A 17,234-nucleotide genomic window follows, 5' to 3' on the forward strand; every position below is an offset into this window, starting at 1 on the left:
GCACCCGCCGCCGACCGTCCCGCCGACCGGGTCCCACAGGACCCCTTCGACGTCCCTCGCGGACCGCCACATCGCCGAAGGGGAGGAACAGACCGTTGACCACCATCTCACACCCCCACAGGACCCCCGGGAGGCGACGGCTCAGCGCTGCCGCCGCCCTGGGCACCGTGGGCGCCCTCGTCTTGACGGGATGCGGTGACGCCGACGCCGGCGGCACCCCGACCCTGACCTGGTACATCAACCCCGACGCCGGCGGACAGGAGGCGCTCGCGCAGGAGTGCACCGAGGCGGCCGACGGGCGGTATCGGATCGAGACCTCGCTGCTGCCGCGCGACGCGGCGTCGCAGCGCGAGCAGCTCGCCCGCCGCCTGGCGGCCGGGGACTCCTCGATGGACATCATGAGCATCGACCCGCCGTTCATTCCCGAACTGGCGCAGGCAGGCTTCCTGGCCCCGGTCCCCGCGGAGACCGCGGAGCTCACCACGGACGACGTCCTGGAGGGCCCGCTGGAGGGCGCCAAGTGGGACGGCGAGCTCGTGACCGTCCCGTTCTGGGCCAACACGCAACTGCTCTGGTACCGCGAGTCCGTCGCGGAGGCCGCGGGCCTCAACATGGACGAACCTGTGACATGGGATCAGATCATGGCCGCGGCCGAGGAGCAGGGAAAGTACCTGGGGGTGCAGGGAACGCAGGCCGAGTCGATGACGGTGTGGGTCAACGGCCTCGTCAAGTCGGCCGGGGGCGAGATCATCGAGAACCCCGGCGCCGACGCCGACGAGATCCGGATCGGACTGGACTCCGAGGCAGGCCGAAAGGCCGCGGAGATCGTCGGGACGATCGGCCGTCAGGGGCTCGGCGGCCCGGGGCTGCCGACGGCCAACGAGAACGCCTCGATGATCCAGTTCCAGTCCGACGACGGCTCCTTCATGGTCAACTGGCCGTTCATCTACACCGCCACGCAGGCCGCCGTGGAGGAGGGGTCGGTCGAGCAGTCCATGTTCGAGGACATCGGCTGGGCACTGTGGCCACGGGTGAACGAGAACGATCCGTCCGCTCCCCCGCTGGGCGGGATCAACCTGGGAGTGGGAGCGTCCTCGCAGTACCCGGACCTGGCGTACGACGCCGTCGAGTGCATCGTCAAGCCCGAGAACCAGTCCTGGTACTTCCTCACGAACGGCAACCCGCCCGCCTCGGAGACCGCCTACGAGGACGCGGAGGTCCGGGAGACCTATCCGATGTACGAGACCATCCGCGAGTCCCTCGACCAGGCGGCACCCCGTCCGCAGACCCCGTACTACAACGAGGTCTCCGCCGCCATCCAGCAGGAGTGGACGCCCCCGGCGTCCGTCACCGAGGACACGCCCCGTGAAACCGCCGAGTTCATCGAAGCCGTCCTGAAGGGAGACCAGCTGCTATGAGCACCGTCGTCAACCCCAACGCGCCCGGCACCGGAGGACGTGAGGCCGCGCCGGCCCCGGTCACCGGCCGCCGCAGCGCCAAGCCGGCGATGTCGGACCGCGCCCGGTCCGAGCGCAAGCTCGGCTGGCTGCTCGCCGGGCCGGCATTCGTCATCATGCTGCTGGTCACCATGTACCCGATCCTGCAGGCCCTGTGGGACTCCCTGTTCTCCTTCCGGCTCACCGACCCCGAGAACCGGGAGTTCGTGTTCTTCGGCAACTACGTCACGGTCCTCACCGACTGGGTGTTCTGGCGGGATCTGCTGGTCACGGTGCTCATCACCGTGGTGACCGTCATCGTGGAGCTCGTGCTGGGCTTCGCCCTCGCGCTGGTGATGAACAACGCGATCCGCAGCACCCGCGGGCTGCTGCGCACGGCGATCCTGGTGCCCTACGGCATCATCACCGTGGTCTCGGCCTTCGCGTGGTTCTACGCCTTCAACATCACCACGGGGTACGTCAACAACTGGTTCTCCTGGCTGCCGGTCATCGGCCCCGACTTCAACTGGTTCGCGTCCCAGTGGCCGGCCCTGTTCGTGATCATGGCCTCGGAGATCTGGAAGACCACCCCGTTCATCTCCCTGCTCCTCCTGGCGGGACTGGCGCAGGTGCCCAGCGAGTTCACGGAGGCGGCCAAGGTCGACGGCGCCTCCTGGTGGCAGCGGATGTCCCGGGTCATCCTGCCCAACATGAAGGCCGCGATCATGGTCGCGGTCCTGTTCCGGGCGCTGGACGCGTTCCGCATCTTCGACAACGTCTTCATCATGACGCAGGGCCAGTACGGCACCGAGACGCTGTCCCTGCTGGCCTATCGAACGTCCATCGGCCGCCTCGAGATCGGTCTCGGCTCGGCCATCTCCGTGATCCTGTTCGTCTGCGTCCTCCTGATCGCCCTCGTGGCGATCAAGGTGTTCAAGGTCGATCTCGCCGGATCCGGGAAGGGAAGGTAACAGCCCATGTCCACGAAGCAGAAAGTCGGCTGGGCCGTCGTCTCGGTCCTGGTCCTGATCTACGCCCTGTTCCCCGTCACGTCCATCCTGATGACGTCCTTCAAGACGCCCGCGGACCTGACGTCGGGGAAGTTCCTGCCCACGGACTGGGTCGGAGAGAACTATGCGGCCCTGTTCGTCGGCGACGCCCGGGAGCTGTTCCTCCCCGCTCTGAGGAACTCGATCGGCATCTGCCTGATCGCCACCTTCATCGCCGTGGTCCTGGCCACGCTGTGCGCCTACGCGATCGCCCGGCTCGACTTCCCGGGCAAGAAGGTCATCCTCACGGTCGCCCTGGCCGTGTCCATGTTCCCCGTGGTCTCGATCGTGACCCCGCTGTTCAACCTGTGGCGCCAGATCGGGCTGTACGACACCTGGCCCGGCCTGATCATCCCCTACCTCTCGCTCACCCTGCCGATCTCGATCTGGACGCTGACGGCCTTCTTCCAGCAGATCCCGTGGGACCTCGAGCGGGCGGCGCAGGTGGACGGTGCCACGACGTTCCAGGCGTTCCGCAAGGTCATCGTGCCGCTGGCCCTGCCCGGAGTCTTCACCACCGCGATCATCGCGTTCTTCATCGCGTGGAACGACTTCGTCTACGGCATCGGCCTCACGTCCACCGAGGCGGCCCGGCCCGTCCCGGCGGCCCTGGCGTTCTTCACCGGGGCGTCCCAGTTCCAGGATCCGGCGGGCGCGATCTCCGCTGCCGCGATCATCGTCACGATCCCGGTGGTGCTGCTGGTGCTGCTGTTCCAGCGCCAGATCGTCTCCGGCCTGACCCAGGGCGCGGTCAAGGGCTGAGCCCGCCCACCGCCTCGCATCTTCCGAACCGACCGAAGGACTGAGTCCCAGATGGCATCCATCACCCTCAACCATCTCGTCAAGAAGTACGGCGACGGCTTCCCGGCCGTCAACGACGTGTCGATCGACATCGCCGACGGCGAGTTCCTCATCCTCGTGGGGCCCTCCGGCTGCGGCAAGTCCACGCTGCTCCGGATGATCGTGGGCCTGGAGGACATCACCTCCGGGGACCTGCTCATCAACGGGCAGCGCGTCAACGAGAAGGAGCCGCGCGAGCGCAACCTCTCGATGGTGTTCCAGAACTACGCGCTGTACCCGCACCTGACCGTGTACGAGAACATCGCGTTCCCGCTCCGGCTGTCCAAGGGGAAGTTCTCCGACGAGGAGATCGACCGGAAGGTGCGCCACGCCGCGTCCACCCTGGACCTGGACGAGCACCTCGAGCGCAAGCCGGCCAACCTCTCGGGCGGCCAGCGCCAGCGCGTGGCGATGGGCCGGGCCATCGTGCGGGACGCGGACGCGTTCCTGTTCGACGAGCCCCTGTCCAACCTGGACGCGAAGCTGCGCGGGCAGATGCGCACCGAGATCGCCCAGCTGCAGCGGCGGATGGGCATCACCTCGGTCTACGTCACCCACGACCAGACCGAGGCCATGACCCTCGGCGACCGCGTGGCGGTGCTCAAGAAGGGCATCCTGCAGCAGATCGCCTCGCCCCGGGAGCTCTACGAGCAGCCCGCCAACCTGTTCGTGGCCGGGTTCATCGGCTCGCCGTCCATGAACTTCCTCCCCGCGCACGTCAAGGGCGATGTCTTCCAGACCCCGCTGGGCGACTTCCCCGTGCCGGACCAGGCCCGGGGCAAGCTGCCCGCGGACGGGTCGATCGTGCTGCTGGGGCTGCGCCCGGAGCACTTCGAGGACGCCAAGTTCGTGGACGAGGCCAAGGTCTCCCGCGGAACCGTCTTCGACGCCGAGCTGACGCACACCGAGTGGATGGGCAACGAGCAGTACGGCTACATCAACTACGAGTCGGACCCCGAGGTCAAGGCGAAGCTCGACGAGCTCGCCCAGGACCTGGACGGGGACGAGATGCACGCGCAGATCGTCGTCTCCCTGGACGCCACCTCGCGCATCCGCGGGGGGACCCAGGGCCGGATCTGGATCGACACCCGCCGGATGCACGTCTTCGACCCCGAGACCGGGGAGAACCTGACCCGGGACGCCGAGGCCGGTGCCGAGCTGACCCGCGAGGCCGTCGAGGAGCGCAAGGCCGAGATCGAGCGGGCCCGGCAGGAGCTGGCCTCGGCCGGCTGAGCACGGCCCTCCCGCCCGGAGCTCGCGGAGCCCGCGACCCCCTCCCGGGGGCCGCGGGTTCCGTGCGTGCGGGCCGGGGTCCGCCGGCCGGACCGGAGGCGGGCTCCTGCACGGCCGGACCGCTCCTCCGCCTCCGGACCGGGGGGCGGGGCCTCGCCTCCGGGACGAGGTCTCGCCTCCAGGACGGGGCCACCGCCTCCGGGGCGCGGCGGCAGGGGTGGCTCAGCCCGTGCCCGGCATTCCGAGCGAGAACCAGGCCACGAGGCCGAGGACGGCGAGCAGCCCCGCGGAGGCGGCGGCCGAGCGCAGCCGCGGGTGCCGGAGCCCCCACGGCACGAGCCGCGGCCAGCGGGAGGCCGCCTCCCGGGCCGTCGCCTGCTCGAGATGGGTGCGCGGCGCGCCGAGCGCCCCGGCCACGTCCTCGAGGGAGCGGGCGTCCCACACCGCGCCGTCGAGGCCCAGGACCCGCCGCCCCGTCCGGCCCGCCGCCCACAGGTGGGGCCGGGCCGCGCGGCGCGGGGCCGCGGCCTCCCGGTGCAGCGCCCCGACCGTGACGACGTGCTCGATCTCCGCGAGCGGTGTCGCGGCGAAGCCCACCGTCCGGGAGCGCAGGACGTGGCTGTCCGTGCGGACGACCAGCACGGGACGCAGGCGCACCCAGCACGCGGCGCCGGCCAGGAGCACGAGCGCCAGCACCACCACCGTGACCCCCGGGGCCGGCCGGCGCGCCCAGAGGAACAGCACGAGCACCGCGACCGTCAGCAGCGGCCCCAGGCAGGAGAGCAGGCGGCGGCCGTAGGAGCCCAGCCGGGGACGCAGCACGGCGCGGACGGGGCCGTACTTCTCGGGGACCTGCCGGACGGAGTCGGCCATGGGGAGTCAGCTCCAGAGGGGACGGGAACGGGGAAGGGGGTGCGGCACGTAGCGTACCCGTCCGGGACGGTCCGTGGCGTCCCGGGGAGCCCGTCCGGCCCGGTGGACGCGCGGGCCGGGGGCCGATCGGTTAGCGTGATCGGATGGAGTCCAACGTCCGCGTGCTCAAGGCCCTCGGGGCCTGGCTGTTCCTCGTCCTGCTCGGGGTGGCCGCAGCCGCCGTCACCATCGCCCTGGTGAACAAGTACCTGTACGGCCCCGAGACGGACGTGCGGGCGTACTTCGAGGACCTGCGGGACGGGGACGGGGGCCAGGCCCTGGGGCTGCTCAACGCCCAGGTCCCCGACGCCAACGCGGCGATGCTCGACGGCGACCCGCTGGAGGCCTCGGCCGAGGACCTGGAGGACGTCGAGGTCTCCACCGTCTCGGACGACGGGGAGCGGGCCGTGGTGCGCGCGGACTACACCCTGGCCGGCGAGCGGCACAGCTCCGAGTTCTCCCTGCACCCCGTGGACACGCAGTGGGGCTTCTTCACCGTGTGGGCCTTCGACGAGACCCCGCTGCCCACCGTGACGGTCCGGCTGCCGGGGGCGACCTCGGTGGACGTGAACGGGATGTCCGTGGCCCTGCCGGAGTCCTCCGGGGAGTTCTCCGCGTTCTTCCCGGGCGTCTACACGGCCTCCTACACGTCCGAGCTGGTGGCGGCCGAGCCGGAGAGTGCCGTGCTGACCGACCCGGGCCAGCACGCGGAGATCGTCCTCGAGGCCCGTCCCACCGAGGCCCTCGAGCAGGAGGTGGACCGGCAGCTGAGGGAGCACCTCGACGCCTGCGCCGACCAGACGGGCCTCTTCCCGTCCGGCTGCCCGTTCTCGTTCGAGTTCGACGGCCGGGTCTCCGGGGACGTGGAGTGGACGATCGAGTCCTACCCGGACCCGGAGATCGTGGTGGGCTCGAAGGGCGGCGGGGGCTGGGCCCTGGAACCGGCGCGGGGCACCGCCCGGATCGCCTTCGACTCCCTCGACCTCTTCACCGGGGACGTCGAGCGGCTCGAGCGGACCGTGCCGTTCGAGGTGGCCGCCGACCTCACCATCGACGGCTCCACGGTCCGGGTCGACCCGCGCGGCTGAGGCTCCGGGCCGGGACCCCGGCCGGTCCGAGGCCCGCCCGCCCGGAGGTGGCCGGCGCCGGGAACCGGCCGGGGGCCGGCTCAGTTGACGCCGCGCAGGTCCAGTACCAGTTCGGTCTCCCCCTGGTCGTCGAGCACGAAGGGGATCCCCCAGTCCTGCTGGTAGAGGTGGCACGCCGCGTGGTCCGGGATCTCCCCGCCGGGTTCGCCGTCGCACGCCGCGGCGCGCGCGGTGATGTGCAGGACGCCCTCCGTGACGCCCTCCGCCAGCACGAGCCGGCGGCGCAGGCCCTGGGCCGTGCCCGCGCCCTCGGCGAGCGCCTCCTCGGGCGAGGACGAGATCTTCAGCTGGGTGGGGTCGCCCCACCGGTCGTCGAGCTTCTGGCCGGTCGGGGCCGCGAAGCGCACCTCGATCCCGAGCGCGCCCGGCGCGAGCCGCGTGCGCGCCCGCTGGGTGCTCGAGGCCCCCTCGTCGACCCGCTGGGCGGCGGCGGGGACGGGCACCCGCACCAGGCGGTGGGCGTTGGCCTCGACGACGACGAGCAGCGGCTCCTCCCCCGAGACGTCCAGCAGCACGTCGGAGGGCTCGGCCAGGCCGCGGGCCAGGGTGGCCACCTGACGGGTCCGCGGGTCGTAGTGGCGCACGGCGCCGTTGTAGGTGTCCGCCACGGCCACCGACCCGTCGGGCAGCTGGGCCACGCCGAGGCAGTGCTGCAGGCGCGCCTCGCCGGCGTCGCCGTCGCGGAATCCGAAGTCGAACAGCCCCTCCCCCACGGCGGTCTCCACGGCCACGGCCCCGTCCTCGTCGAACCGGAGCACGCGCAGGGCCGAGGTCTCCGAGTCGGCGACCCACACGTTGCCCTCGTGGTCCTCGGCGAGCCCCGAGGACTGGGCGAACCACGCCTCGGCGGAGGGCCCGTCCTTGAGCCCCTCGTCGCCGGTGCCGGCGAGCACGGCGAGCCGGCCGGTCCGCGGGTCGAACGAGAAGAGCTGGTGGGTCCCCGCCATGGCGACCACGAGCAGGTCGGCGCGGGAGGACCACACCACGTCCCACGGTGAGGACAGGGCCACCTCGAGCGGGTCGGCGCCGGGGTCGATGTGGTCGGGCTGCGCCCCGCGGGCGCGCTCCTCGTCGAGCAGCCGCTGCACGCCGCTGCCGGCCACGGTGCGCACCTGCCCGGTGGCCAGGTCCAGGCCGCGGAGCCGGTGGTTGACGGAGTCGGCCACGACCACGTCGTAGCCGGCCGCCGCGCGCACCGCCTCGGGCAGCAGCGTGAGCCCCTGCGGCTCGGTGAAGCGCGCGGTCGCCGCGTCCCCGTCCGCGTGGCCCTTGCCCGCGCCGATCACCCGCCGGACGGTCTCGAGGTCGTTGTCGAGCTGGACGAGGCGGTGGTGGCCCGTGTCGGAGACGAGGAACGAGCCGTCGGGCAGGGGCAGCACCTTGCCCGGGAACCGCAGGTCCCCCTCGGGGGCGGGCCGCGGCACGTACGGCCCGTCGCCGCGGTGCAGCGTGCCCCGGGCCTCGTGCTCCGCCACGAGCTCCTCCACCAGTGACACCAGGCCCTGCACGTGCCCCTCCCCGGAGAGGTGCGCCACGATGTAGCCCTCCGGGTCCACGACCACGAGCGTGGGCCAGGCCCGGGCCGTGTAGGCGTCCCAGGTGGTCAGCTCGGGGTCGTCGAGCACGGGGTGTTGGACCTCGTAGCGGTCCACCGCGGCCGCGAGGGCCTCCGGGTCGGCCTCGTGCTCGAACTTCGGGGAGTGCACGCCGACCGTGACCAGGACGTCCGAGAAGCGCTCCTCGAGGGGCCGCAGCTCGTCGAGCACGTGCAGGCAGTTGATGCAGCAGAAGGACCAGAAGTCCAGGACCACGACCTTGCCGCGCAGGGCGGCCAGGTCCAGGTCCTGGCCGCCGGTGTTGAGCCAGGCGCGGCCCTGCAGCTCGGAGGCGCGGACGCGGGAGGTGAGGCGCATGGGTGGGGATCCTTTCGGGACGTGCGGGAGGGGGTCAGTGCCGGGCGGCGCGGTCGTCGCGCTCCGCGAGCCCCGCCATCATCTCGTTGTAGGCCTTGAGCTCGGCGTCGTCCGTGCGGTCGGCCCTGCGGTCCGCACGGCGGTTCTCCCTGTTGCCCTCGATCGCCCACATGACGGCGACGACGACGGCGACGACGACGGTGGGGAACTCGCCGATCCCCCACATGAGGGCCCCGCCGAGCTGCTGGTCCTGGATCGCCGTGCGCCCCCAGTCCCGGCCGGTGTTGCCGAACCAGGAGGCCTGCAGCAGGGTGTCGGAGCCCATGAGCGCCACCCCCACGAAGGCGTGGTAGACCATGGTGGCCAGCAGCAGGACGAGCCGCATCATGTGGCCGGGGCGGTACGGGATGGGGTCCACCCCGATCAGCACGAGCATGAACAGGTACCCGGTGATCAGGAAGTGCACCACCATGAACACGTGGCCCACGTGGTAGTGCAGCGTGAAGTGGAACAGCGGGGTGAAGTAGAACACCACGATGGACGCCGCGAAGTTCACGGCCGCGAAGATCGGGTGGGTCACGACCCTGCCGAAGCCGGAGTGCACGAGCCGGAGGATCCACTCGCGGGGGCCGCGGGTGCCGTCCGGGCGGGACTCCAGGGCCTTGAGCAGCAGGGTGACCGGCGCGCCGAGGACCAGGAAGATCGGCACCACCATGGTCAGCGCCATGTGCTCGACCATGTGCGCCGAGAACAGGACCCGGGCGTAGACCGCGACCCCGCCCGAGGTGATGAAGAACAGCACGCCGAGCCCGGTGAGCCACGAGAGGGTGCGCAGCACGGACCAGGAGTCCCGGCGCCGGCGCACGCGCACGAACGCCCACAGGTAGACGGCCGCGAGGAACACGCAGACCGCGAGCCACAGCCAGTCGACCCGCCACGTGGTGAACCACGAGGCCGCGGTGGGCTCCGGCGGCAGCTCGTACCAGGTGAGGATCAGTGCCGGGGACGCGTCCGGGGCCAGTTCCTCGGGCACCGGCGGGGCCGTCCGGGACAGGGCCACGGCGACGCCCATCACGGCGCCCATGACCAGCACCTCCCCCAGCACCAGCTGCCACACGGCACGGCGGGCCGTGAGCCGGCCGGCCTCGAGCGCGGGGACCAGCCACCGGCGGTGGGCCAGGCCCGCCAGGCCCAGCCCCAGCGTGAGGACGAGCTTGACGAGCACGAGCCCCCCGTAGCCGCTCATGAGCTGGTCCCAGGAGCCGATGCGCACGGCCGCGTTGACCGCTCCGGAGAGGAGCACGAGGAAGAAGGCGCCGAAGGCCACCGCGGAGAACCGGCGCAGCACCACGGCCGCGATCGGCACGCGGGGCCGAGCCCCGGCCGCCGCGCGGCCCCGGGCGGCGCCCTCGGGCAGCGTCCCCGTGCCCGCGTCCGGGGCGCTCAGCTGCGGGGACAGCCAGGCGAGCACCACGAGCCCCCCGGTCCACAGCACCACGCCCAGCAGGTGCAGGCCCAGGGAGTTCACGGCGCCCATGTGGTCGTTGCCGCCCGCGGAGTGCCCGTTGAGGGCCATCGCGACGAGGGCCGCGCAGGACAGGGCCAGGGTCAGCAGCAGGCCGAGCAGCGCCCGGACCCCGAAGACCAGGGTGGTCACGACGGCCGCCACCACCACGATGGCCGCCTGGGCCTGGCCCGTGGGGATGTCCGTGGTGTAGTGCAGCAGCTGCTGGGTGTAGGTCCCGTCCCCGCCCACGGGCACGCCCGCGACGTCGGAGTAGGACAGCACGAGCACGGCCACGGCCGCCACCGTCCACACCACCGCCGCGGCCTCGGCGAGGCGCAGCGTGGCCCCGAAGAGCGGGTGCTCGGCCGCCGGGGACCGGTCCCGCTCGCCCCGGCGGTGCTCGTCGCGGGTGGCCGGAACGATCCCCACGGCGAACAGCAGGGCGCCCATGACCACCACGAGCGCGCCGTTGTGCACGAGCTCCGCCGCGGGCAGACCCCAGCGCACCAGCGCGCCCGGGTCGGCGGCGAGCCGGGCCGCGCCCGACCCGGTCCACAGCATGGCCAGGACGAGCGCCGTGAGGGCCACGACGGGCGCGGCCGCGAGCCACCAGGGGTCGATCCCCCGGCCGCCGGGCCGGGCGGCGGTGCCGTGGTCGGCGCGCTCGGCCGTCCTCGAACTCATGGTCAGTCTCCTTCATCCGCCCCACGACGACGGGGCGGCCCGTCTCCATTGTCCCCCCTCGGGGCGCACGGACCCGTGCGCCTGTGCCGGACCCCACACGGGCGGGCCTCAGTCCTCGAACAGCACGTCCCCCACGAACCCGCCCTCGGCGCAGCCCGGCGGTACGGCGAAGACCGCGGACCCGACCGGCGTGGTCCAGGCGTTGAGCATGTCGAGCTCGTCGAGCCGGCGCTGGATCGGGACGAACTGACGGTCCACGTCCGAGCAGTAGGCCGCGAAGAGCATGCCCGCGTCGCTGACCCCTCCGGCGGTCGCGCCCCGGCCCCGTGTGCCCGAGGCGTCCGCGACGGGCACGTCGTAGTTGTAGACCCGCCGGTGGATCCGCTCGAGGGGGTCCGCCGAGCGGGAGCGGCGCACGTGGGCGTGCTCCGCGATGACCGGGAAGCCCAGCGGCCCCCGCGCCTCGAGATCGGGCTCGTCGTGCTCGGTGTCCCCGGTCAGCGGGGCGCCGTCGCGCAGGCGCCGCCCCACCGCGTCCTCGCGGGCGGGGGTGTCCGCCTCGTCCCAGGTGTCCAGGTTCATGGCGATCCGGCGCAGCACCAGGCCCGTGCCGTCCGGGATCCACGGCGCGAAGCCGTCCCGGCCGTGGACCACGCGCTCGTGCTCCTCGGTGCCGCCTCGGGGGTTGACCGTGCCGTCCACCTGGCCGAAGAGGTTGCGCATGCTCGGCCCGCCCGGGACCGAGCCCACGGTGTGCCGGAACCCGTCCTGCACCCAGCACACGGCGGCGAAGGAGCGTGCGGCCTTGAGCAGCACCCGCTGGGCGTGCGAGACGGTCAGCCGGTCGTCGGCGCAGATCTGCAGCAGCAGGTCGCCGTCGTTCCACCGTTCCTCCAGCCGGTCGACCGAGAACGCCGGCAGGGGCCGCAGCCAGGCCGGCGCACGGTCCGGGGCGACCAGTCCGAGCAGCCGCGGCCCGAAGCCGAAGGTGACCGTGAGCCGAGCCGGGTGCGCGGCGAGCCAGGGCTCCTGGTCGGTGAGCGGCGCCCGGCCGGCGGCCAGGGCCGCGGCGTCCGCGGAGAGCACCCGCAGCAGACGCCGCACCGCGTCCCGGGTGCCGCCCGGGTGCAGCTCCAGCGCCACGAACGCGGCGAACGCCTGGGGGTCGGTGGCCACCCCGGCCTGCCGGGGGCCGTGGAAGGGTTCCGTGGCCCGCCCGTGCCCCTGCGCCTCCTGCCCGGCGACCGGCTGCGGTGCCGGGGCCGGGACCCCGGCCCGGCGTGCCGACTCCAGGCCCAGGGCCGTGGCGGCCCCGACGCCGGCGGCGCCGCCGGCCGCGAGCAGGCGCCGCCGCCCCACGCCGCGGGGCTCACCCACGGCAGACCGGTCCGGCCGCCGCAGGCGTGGCGCCGTTGGACGGGCCCGCCGCGCTCCCGCCCGAGCTGCCCGCGGGGTGACCCCCGCCGTGCTCCGCGCCACCGCTCGGGCCGCCGTTCTCACCCCCGGGCGCGTACTCCTCCTGCGCGCCGGCGTAGTCGCGGACGGCCGCCGTGACCGTCTGACCGGCCCCGTCCTCGAAGCCCAGGACGAGCTCGATCTCGTCCCCGGCGCGGAGGTCGCAGCGCAGGTCCAGGAGCATGAGGTGGTCCGCCCCGGGCTCGAGGGCGTAGGAGTCCCCCGGGGCGACGACGACCGGCTCCTGCCGCGGCTGCATGACCGTGCTGCCGGTCGCGGGGTCGAGCACCGTCCCGTGCAGCTCGACCCTCCCGGCGACGCCCTCGGCCGTCGCGCCGGTGAGCACGACCGGGCTGTCGCCCTCGTTGACGAGGGTGCCGAAGACCCCGGTCATGCCCCCGGCAGGGCCCGCCTTCGCCCAGGCCTGCTCCACGGTGAGCGGTTCGGCCGCGGCGGCGTGCCCGGCGTCGTGCGGGGACGAGCCGACGGAGGCGGGGGTGTCGGAGGTGGACGCGGCGGAGGTGGACGCGGCGGAGGGGACGGCGGCAGCCGGCGCCGTCCCCGGGGCGGAGGGGGCGCATCCCGTGAGCGCGACGGCCCCGAGGGCCAGGACGGCGGTGGTGCGCAGGAGGGCCGCAGGCACGGGGCCGGAGGCGCAGGAGGGTCGGCGGGCGGGTACGGACGTGGACATGGGTGCTCCTGGACGGTGCGGAGATCGGTGGGGTGCGCGCGGCGGCCGCAGCACGGCAGCCGGCGTGGGCCGCCCGGCGGACCGGGCGGGGAGGAGGCGCTGCGGCAGGGCGCCGGGGACGCCCGGAGGACCGGGCGGGCCGGAGACACCGCGGCAGGGCGCAGGGGACGTTGTGGGGCAGTGCGTCCCGGGCGGTCACGCGACAGGATGCGGAGGGCCCGCCCCGGCAGGGGTGCCGGGGCCCGCGGCAGGGGTGCCACTCACCCCCTGGCGCGGGGCACAGCGGACACCCCGCGGGCCGGGAGCCCGCGGCAGGGCGTCCTGGGGCCCCGCGGCAGGGTGCCAGGGCTCCGGCAGGGTGCCTCTCACCCCCTGGCGCGGGGCACAGTGGACACCCCGCGGGCCGGGACCCCGCGGCAGGGCGCAACGGCAGAGCCCAACGGGAGAGCGCAGCGGAGACCGGGTCGACCGGGCGGGCCGGGGCCCGCAACGGGGCCTGTCGGACGCCGTCGGCCCGGGCGGGCCGGGACCCGGCCGGTTCAGCGCGTGCGGCGCCTGCGGGAGAGGAGGGCCACCAGGCCGAGCACGCCCAGGGCGACGACCGCCCCGCCGACGGCGACAGCCCAGAGCGGCACGTCCCCGGACGTCGCGTCGTCCGCGGCCGCCTGGGCGCGCTCGGCGGAGTCCTCCGCCGGGGCGCTCGGGCCCGCCGTGGGCTCCTCCCCGGACCCGACGTCGTACGTGAAGGTCCCCTCGATGGGGTGCCCGTCGCTGGAGACGACCCGCCAGACGACGCGGTAGGTCTCGTCCTCGGTCCCCGCCGCGGTCAGGGGCTGGACCACGCGGTTGCCCTCCGGCTCGAGCGGGCCGTCCGTCACGGAGCGTCCCTCGGAGTCGGTCACCTGGACCTGGTGGCCGATGTCCATGACCTCCCCGGAGAAGGTGAGCTCGAGCTCCTCGGGCGCGGTGGTCAGGACGGCGCCGGGCTCCGGCGAGACGGCGGTGAGCTCGTCGTGCGCGGAGGCGGGCAGGGCGGTCAGGACGGTGAGGGCGCCCGCGGCCAGCAGGGCTGCGGTGCGTCGGGTGGTGGGCGTGGGCATGGGAACTCCTCGGGGCCGGGGTGGGGCGTGGGCGGGGCCGCCGGACCGGCACGGCCGGACGGCGGGCACGGACCGTCGGTCACCCCGCCGGGGACCCGGCCCGGGCGGCGCCGCGGCCGGCCGGCTCAGCCGGTGGGCAGCGCGGCGGGTCCCGGGAGGAGGACCGGCAGCAGGGGGCGACGGCGGGGACGCGGCGGCCCCCGGTGGGAGCGCACCGGGCGCAGCAGCGCCTGGTCGGTGAGCGCGTGCGGGCGCCCCGCGCGCACTGCCGGCGGGCGGACGACCACGACGGGTGCCGCCGGGACGTCCCGCCGCCGGCGCACGCGCAGCCGGACCGCCTCCAGCAGGACGACGGCCGCGACCTCGCCGTGGCGCATGAGCACGTAGGCCGCCAGCGCCGCCAGCACGTGGGAGACGACCATGGCGGCCCCGCCGTGCTCGGCGTGGGTCTGGACCTCCAGCACGAGGGCGGGTCCTGCGGCGGCGCCGTGGAGCGCGGGCCCGTGGGCGGTGTGGGACACCGTGCTCACCCCGCCGGAGCCGGCGAAGAGGGCGTGCAGCACGGACTGGCTGAGCAGCACGCCGAGCAGCAGGCAGGACCGGGAGAGCACCCGCTCGGCCAGGGCCATGCACAACGGTCCGGACAGGGCCAGGGACAGGAGCACGAGCAGCAGGGGCGGGGCCTGCCCGCCGGCGACCGCGTGGGAGAGGGCGGCCGCGGAGGTCGCGACGACCGCACCGGCCCAGCCGCGGACGAGGCGCCGTGCACGTGGTCCCACGCCGCCACCTCCCATCCTCTCGCGGGCCGCTCGGCCCGGTGCCCCCATTATGCGTGCCGCCCTCGGCGCGCTGCCAATCGCGGCGCCCGTGCCGTCAGGGCGCGGGACCGGGAACGCCGAAGGGGCGGCCCCGTGCGGGGCCGCCCCTTCGGACGAAGCGGGAGGAGGGGTCCGGAGCGGACCGCCGGTGTCCTTACTTCTTGGACACGGCCGCCTTGAGCTTGGAACCAGCGGTCAGCTTGACGCCGTGGCCGGCGGGGATCTCGATGGTCTCGCCGGTCTGCGGGTTGCGACCCGTGCGGGCGGCACGGTCGGTGCGCTCGACGGCCAGCCAGCCCGGGATGGTGATCTTCTCACCGGCGGAGACGGACTCCTCGAAGACCTGGAACATCGCGTCCAGGACGCCGTTGACGGCCGCGTTGGTGGTGCCGGCCTTCTCGGCGACCTCTGCGACGAGTTCGCTGCGGTTCTTAGCCATGTTCATGTCCTCCTGGACTTGGGGTCGTGGGGAAGCGCGGCGCGGGGACCGCTCGCGCTCCTGCGTCAGAAATTACCAGCTGGACTTGGAGATGCCGGGCAGTTCGCCGCGGTGTGCCATGTCGCGGAAGCGGACGCGGGAGATGCCGAACTTCTGGAGGGTGCCGCGGGGACGGCCGTCGATCTGGTCCCGGTTGCGCAGCCGGACCGGGGAGGCGTCGCGGGGCAGCTTCTGCAGGCCCAGGCGAGCCTCCTCGCGGGCCTCGTCGGTGGCGTTCTCGTCGACGAGGGTCTTCTTGAGCTCGGCACGCTTCGCGGCGTAGCGCTCGACGACGACCTTGCGCTGCTCGTTCTTGGCGATCTTGGACTTCTTGGCCATGGATTCAGCGCTCCTCGCGGAAATCGACGTGCTTGCGGACGACCGGGTCGTACTTCTTGAGCACCATGCGGTCCGGGTCGTTGCGGCGGTTCTTGCGGGTCACGTAGGTGAAACCGGTGCCGGCGGTGGACTTGAGCTTGATGATGGGACGAACGTCCTTGTCCTTGGCCATGCTAGATCTTCTCCCCACGTGCGATCATGTCGGTCACGACGGCGTCGATACCGCGCGCGTCGATGACCTTGATGCCCTTGGCGCTGACGTTGAGCGTCACGCTGCGGCGCAGCGACGGCACCCAGTACCGCTTCTTCTGGATGTTCGGGTCGAACCGGCGCTTGGTACGGCGGTGCGAGTGCGAAATGCTGTGCCCAAAGCCCGGCTGAGCTCCGGTCACCTGGCAGTGCGCTGCCATAGTGTTCTCCTCCAATGTTGACGAAATGACGGCACGCAGTGGGTGCCGCAGATGATCACTCAGCTGCGGCAACGGGCGTCCCGCCACCTTCAGAATTGCCACCGTTCGCCAACCGGGCCCTCTCGTAAGGCCCGCGGCCGGAACCGGCGAAGGCCTCGCCACGATGAAGACGGTGAAGATCAAGGTGCCGGAAGGTGGACTCCACCACACGACAGCCTTGAAGTCTAGGCCCGGACGGACTTCCCCGCAACCTGACGTCAGGTGTGACCAGCTTCGGGTCAGTCTACCGGCTCCCCGGAACCCCGCAAACCTGGGGACGGCCCCGGCGGCTCAGGGGCGGGCCTGCTCGGCGGGGGCCGTGCTCCCGTCCTGGGGCGCGGGCCCGGCGGGCAGCACGGGACGCGGGCGCAGGGTCGTCCACTCGGGGTGCCGGGCGGTGACCGTGTCCCCGGAGGAGGTCCCCCGCAGCCGCCGTCCGAGCCAGGGCAGCAGGTACTCGCGGGCCCAGCGGAGGTCCTCGGCCGGCACTCCCGGGGTCGCCGTGACCGGCAGCTCCTCCGTGGACGGCAGCTCCAGGGCGTGCTGCACGCCCAGCAGCTCGAGCATCCGGGCGGCCACGTGGGTGTGACCCGCCGGGGACATGTGCAGGCGGTCCACCGCCCAGTAGCGCCAGTCCTGCAGGGTGCGCATCCGCCAGTAGTCGAGGAGCATGCACCCGTGCCGGTCGGCGATCTCCCGGACGTGCTCGTTGTAGAGGGCCTGACGGGGGCGGGTCCAGGACGTGGGGGCGTCCCGGCCGGGGTCGAAGGCCGTGAGCAGCACCACCTGGGCGCCCGAGTCTCGGAGCCGGGCGACCGCCGGCTCGTAGACCTCCATGAGTGCGTCCACGTCCGCCCGGGGGCGCAGCAGGTCGTTGCCGCCGGCGTAGAGGCTCACCAGGGTCGGCTCCAGGGCCAGGCACGCGTCCAGCTGCTCCGCGACGATCCCGCGGAGCAGCCGCCCCCGGACCGCCAGGTTCGCGTAGCGGGTGTCCGGGTGGGCCGCGGTCAGCTGCTCGGCCACGAGGTCTGCCCAGCCGCGCACCCCGTTGGGGCGCGCGGGGTCGGGGTCCCCCACGCCCTCGGTCATGGAGTCGCCGAGCGCCGCGTAGCGCACGGGCGGGGCCAGGGGCGCGGCGGCCGGGCGGGGCACGGTGGGCTCCGTCATGCGGGGTGCTCTCCG

General features: G+C 73.6%; 17 protein-coding genes. 5 read left to right on the forward strand and 12 right to left on the reverse strand.

Going from position 1 to position 17,234, the window contains the following annotated elements:
• The first annotated feature begins 95 nt into the window (after positions 1 to 95).
• From QYM41_RS00355 to QYM41_RS00370, 4 genes are read left to right on the forward strand one after another with little or no spacing between them, the layout of a single operon-like run.
• Entirely contained in the window at positions 96 to 1,418 is a 1,323-nt protein-coding gene (locus QYM41_RS00355) for an extracellular solute-binding protein (protein WP_368797752.1), read from the forward strand.
• The gene (locus QYM41_RS00360; RefSeq protein WP_368797753.1) at positions 1,415 to 2,407 is read left to right on the forward strand and encodes a carbohydrate ABC transporter permease; all 993 of its coding nucleotides are present in this window, start codon (positions 1,415 to 1,417) and stop codon (positions 2,405 to 2,407) included. Before QYM41_RS00355 ends, QYM41_RS00360 begins: the two co-directional genes overlap by 4 nt.
• A gap of 6 nt (positions 2,408 to 2,413) precedes the next feature.
• Positions 2,414 to 3,247 carry a carbohydrate ABC transporter permease gene (locus QYM41_RS00365; protein ID WP_368797754.1) on the forward strand — a complete coding sequence of 278 codons (834 nt, stop codon included), beginning with the start codon at positions 2,414 to 2,416 and terminating at the stop codon, positions 3,245 to 3,247.
• 51 nt (positions 3,248 to 3,298) lie between these two features.
• Entirely contained in the window at positions 3,299 to 4,558 is a 1,260-nt protein-coding gene (locus QYM41_RS00370; protein ID WP_368797755.1) for an ABC transporter ATP-binding protein, read from the forward strand.
• Between the two features lie 222 nt (positions 4,559 to 4,780).
• On the opposite strand, the gene QYM41_RS00375 is transcribed toward QYM41_RS00370, so the two are convergent.
• Positions 4,781 to 5,431, reverse strand: coding sequence for a hypothetical protein (locus QYM41_RS00375; RefSeq protein WP_368797756.1), 651 nt, complete (start codon positions 5,429 to 5,431; stop codon positions 4,781 to 4,783).
• 143 nt (positions 5,432 to 5,574) lie between these two features.
• Here QYM41_RS00375 and QYM41_RS00380 point away from each other — a divergent pair, with 143 nt between their 5' ends.
• Entirely contained in the window at positions 5,575 to 6,558 is a 984-nt protein-coding gene (locus QYM41_RS00380) for a hypothetical protein (protein WP_368797757.1), read from the forward strand.
• A gap of 80 nt (positions 6,559 to 6,638) precedes the next feature.
• Here QYM41_RS00380 and QYM41_RS00385 read toward each other — a convergent pair whose 3' ends face one another.
• From QYM41_RS00385 to QYM41_RS00435, 11 genes are all read right to left on the reverse strand, one after another.
• Positions 6,639 to 8,531, reverse strand: a complete 1,893-nt coding sequence (locus QYM41_RS00385; RefSeq protein ID WP_368797758.1) for an NHL domain-containing thioredoxin family protein — start codon at positions 8,529 to 8,531, stop codon at positions 6,639 to 6,641.
• Between the two features lie 34 nt (positions 8,532 to 8,565).
• Positions 8,566 to 10,722: a bifunctional copper resistance protein CopD/cytochrome c oxidase assembly protein gene (locus QYM41_RS00390; protein WP_368797759.1), complete on the reverse strand. Its 2,157-nt coding sequence runs from the start codon at positions 10,720 to 10,722 to the stop codon at positions 8,566 to 8,568.
• A 108-nt stretch (positions 10,723 to 10,830) separates the two neighbouring features.
• The gene (locus tag QYM41_RS00395) at positions 10,831 to 12,099 is read right to left on the reverse strand and encodes a Dyp-type peroxidase (RefSeq protein WP_368797760.1); all 1,269 of its coding nucleotides are present in this window, start codon (positions 12,097 to 12,099) and stop codon (positions 10,831 to 10,833) included.
• Entirely contained in the window at positions 12,092 to 12,868 is a 777-nt protein-coding gene (locus tag QYM41_RS00400; RefSeq protein ID WP_368797761.1) for a copper chaperone PCu(A)C, read from the reverse strand. Before QYM41_RS00400 ends, QYM41_RS00395 begins: the two co-directional genes overlap by 8 nt.
• A gap of 539 nt (positions 12,869 to 13,407) precedes the next feature.
• Entirely contained in the window at positions 13,408 to 13,968 is a 561-nt protein-coding gene (locus QYM41_RS00405) for a copper resistance CopC family protein (RefSeq protein WP_368797762.1), read from the reverse strand.
• A gap of 125 nt (positions 13,969 to 14,093) precedes the next feature.
• Positions 14,094 to 14,747, reverse strand: a complete 654-nt coding sequence (locus QYM41_RS00410; protein ID WP_368797763.1) for a hypothetical protein — start codon at positions 14,745 to 14,747, stop codon at positions 14,094 to 14,096.
• A gap of 193 nt (positions 14,748 to 14,940) precedes the next feature.
• Complete coding sequence (locus QYM41_RS00415) at positions 14,941 to 15,225, reverse strand: HU family DNA-binding protein (protein WP_031282576.1); 285 nt, start codon at positions 15,223 to 15,225, stop codon at positions 14,941 to 14,943.
• Between the two features lie 72 nt (positions 15,226 to 15,297).
• A complete protein-coding gene (gene rpsN / locus QYM41_RS00420; protein WP_058873832.1) occupies positions 15,298 to 15,603 on the reverse strand; it encodes a 30S ribosomal protein S14 in 306 nt (101 codons plus the stop codon).
• 4 nt (positions 15,604 to 15,607) lie between these two features.
• Positions 15,608 to 15,775: a 50S ribosomal protein L33 gene (gene rpmG, locus QYM41_RS00425; protein WP_017832642.1), complete on the reverse strand. Its 168-nt coding sequence runs from the start codon at positions 15,773 to 15,775 to the stop codon at positions 15,608 to 15,610.
• Position 15,776: 1 nt separating this feature from the next.
• Positions 15,777 to 16,013: a 50S ribosomal protein L28 gene (rpmB, locus tag QYM41_RS00430; RefSeq protein WP_047804470.1), complete on the reverse strand. Its 237-nt coding sequence runs from the start codon at positions 16,011 to 16,013 to the stop codon at positions 15,777 to 15,779.
• A 330-nt stretch (positions 16,014 to 16,343) separates the two neighbouring features.
• Entirely contained in the window at positions 16,344 to 17,219 is an 876-nt protein-coding gene (locus tag QYM41_RS00435) for an SGNH/GDSL hydrolase family protein (RefSeq protein WP_368797764.1), read from the reverse strand.
• Between the last annotated feature and the right edge of the window lie 15 nt (positions 17,220 to 17,234).

The organism is Kocuria oxytropis, assembly GCF_040981195.1.
GTDB classification, from domain to species: domain Bacteria; phylum Actinomycetota; class Actinomycetes; order Actinomycetales; family Micrococcaceae; genus Kocuria; species Kocuria oxytropis.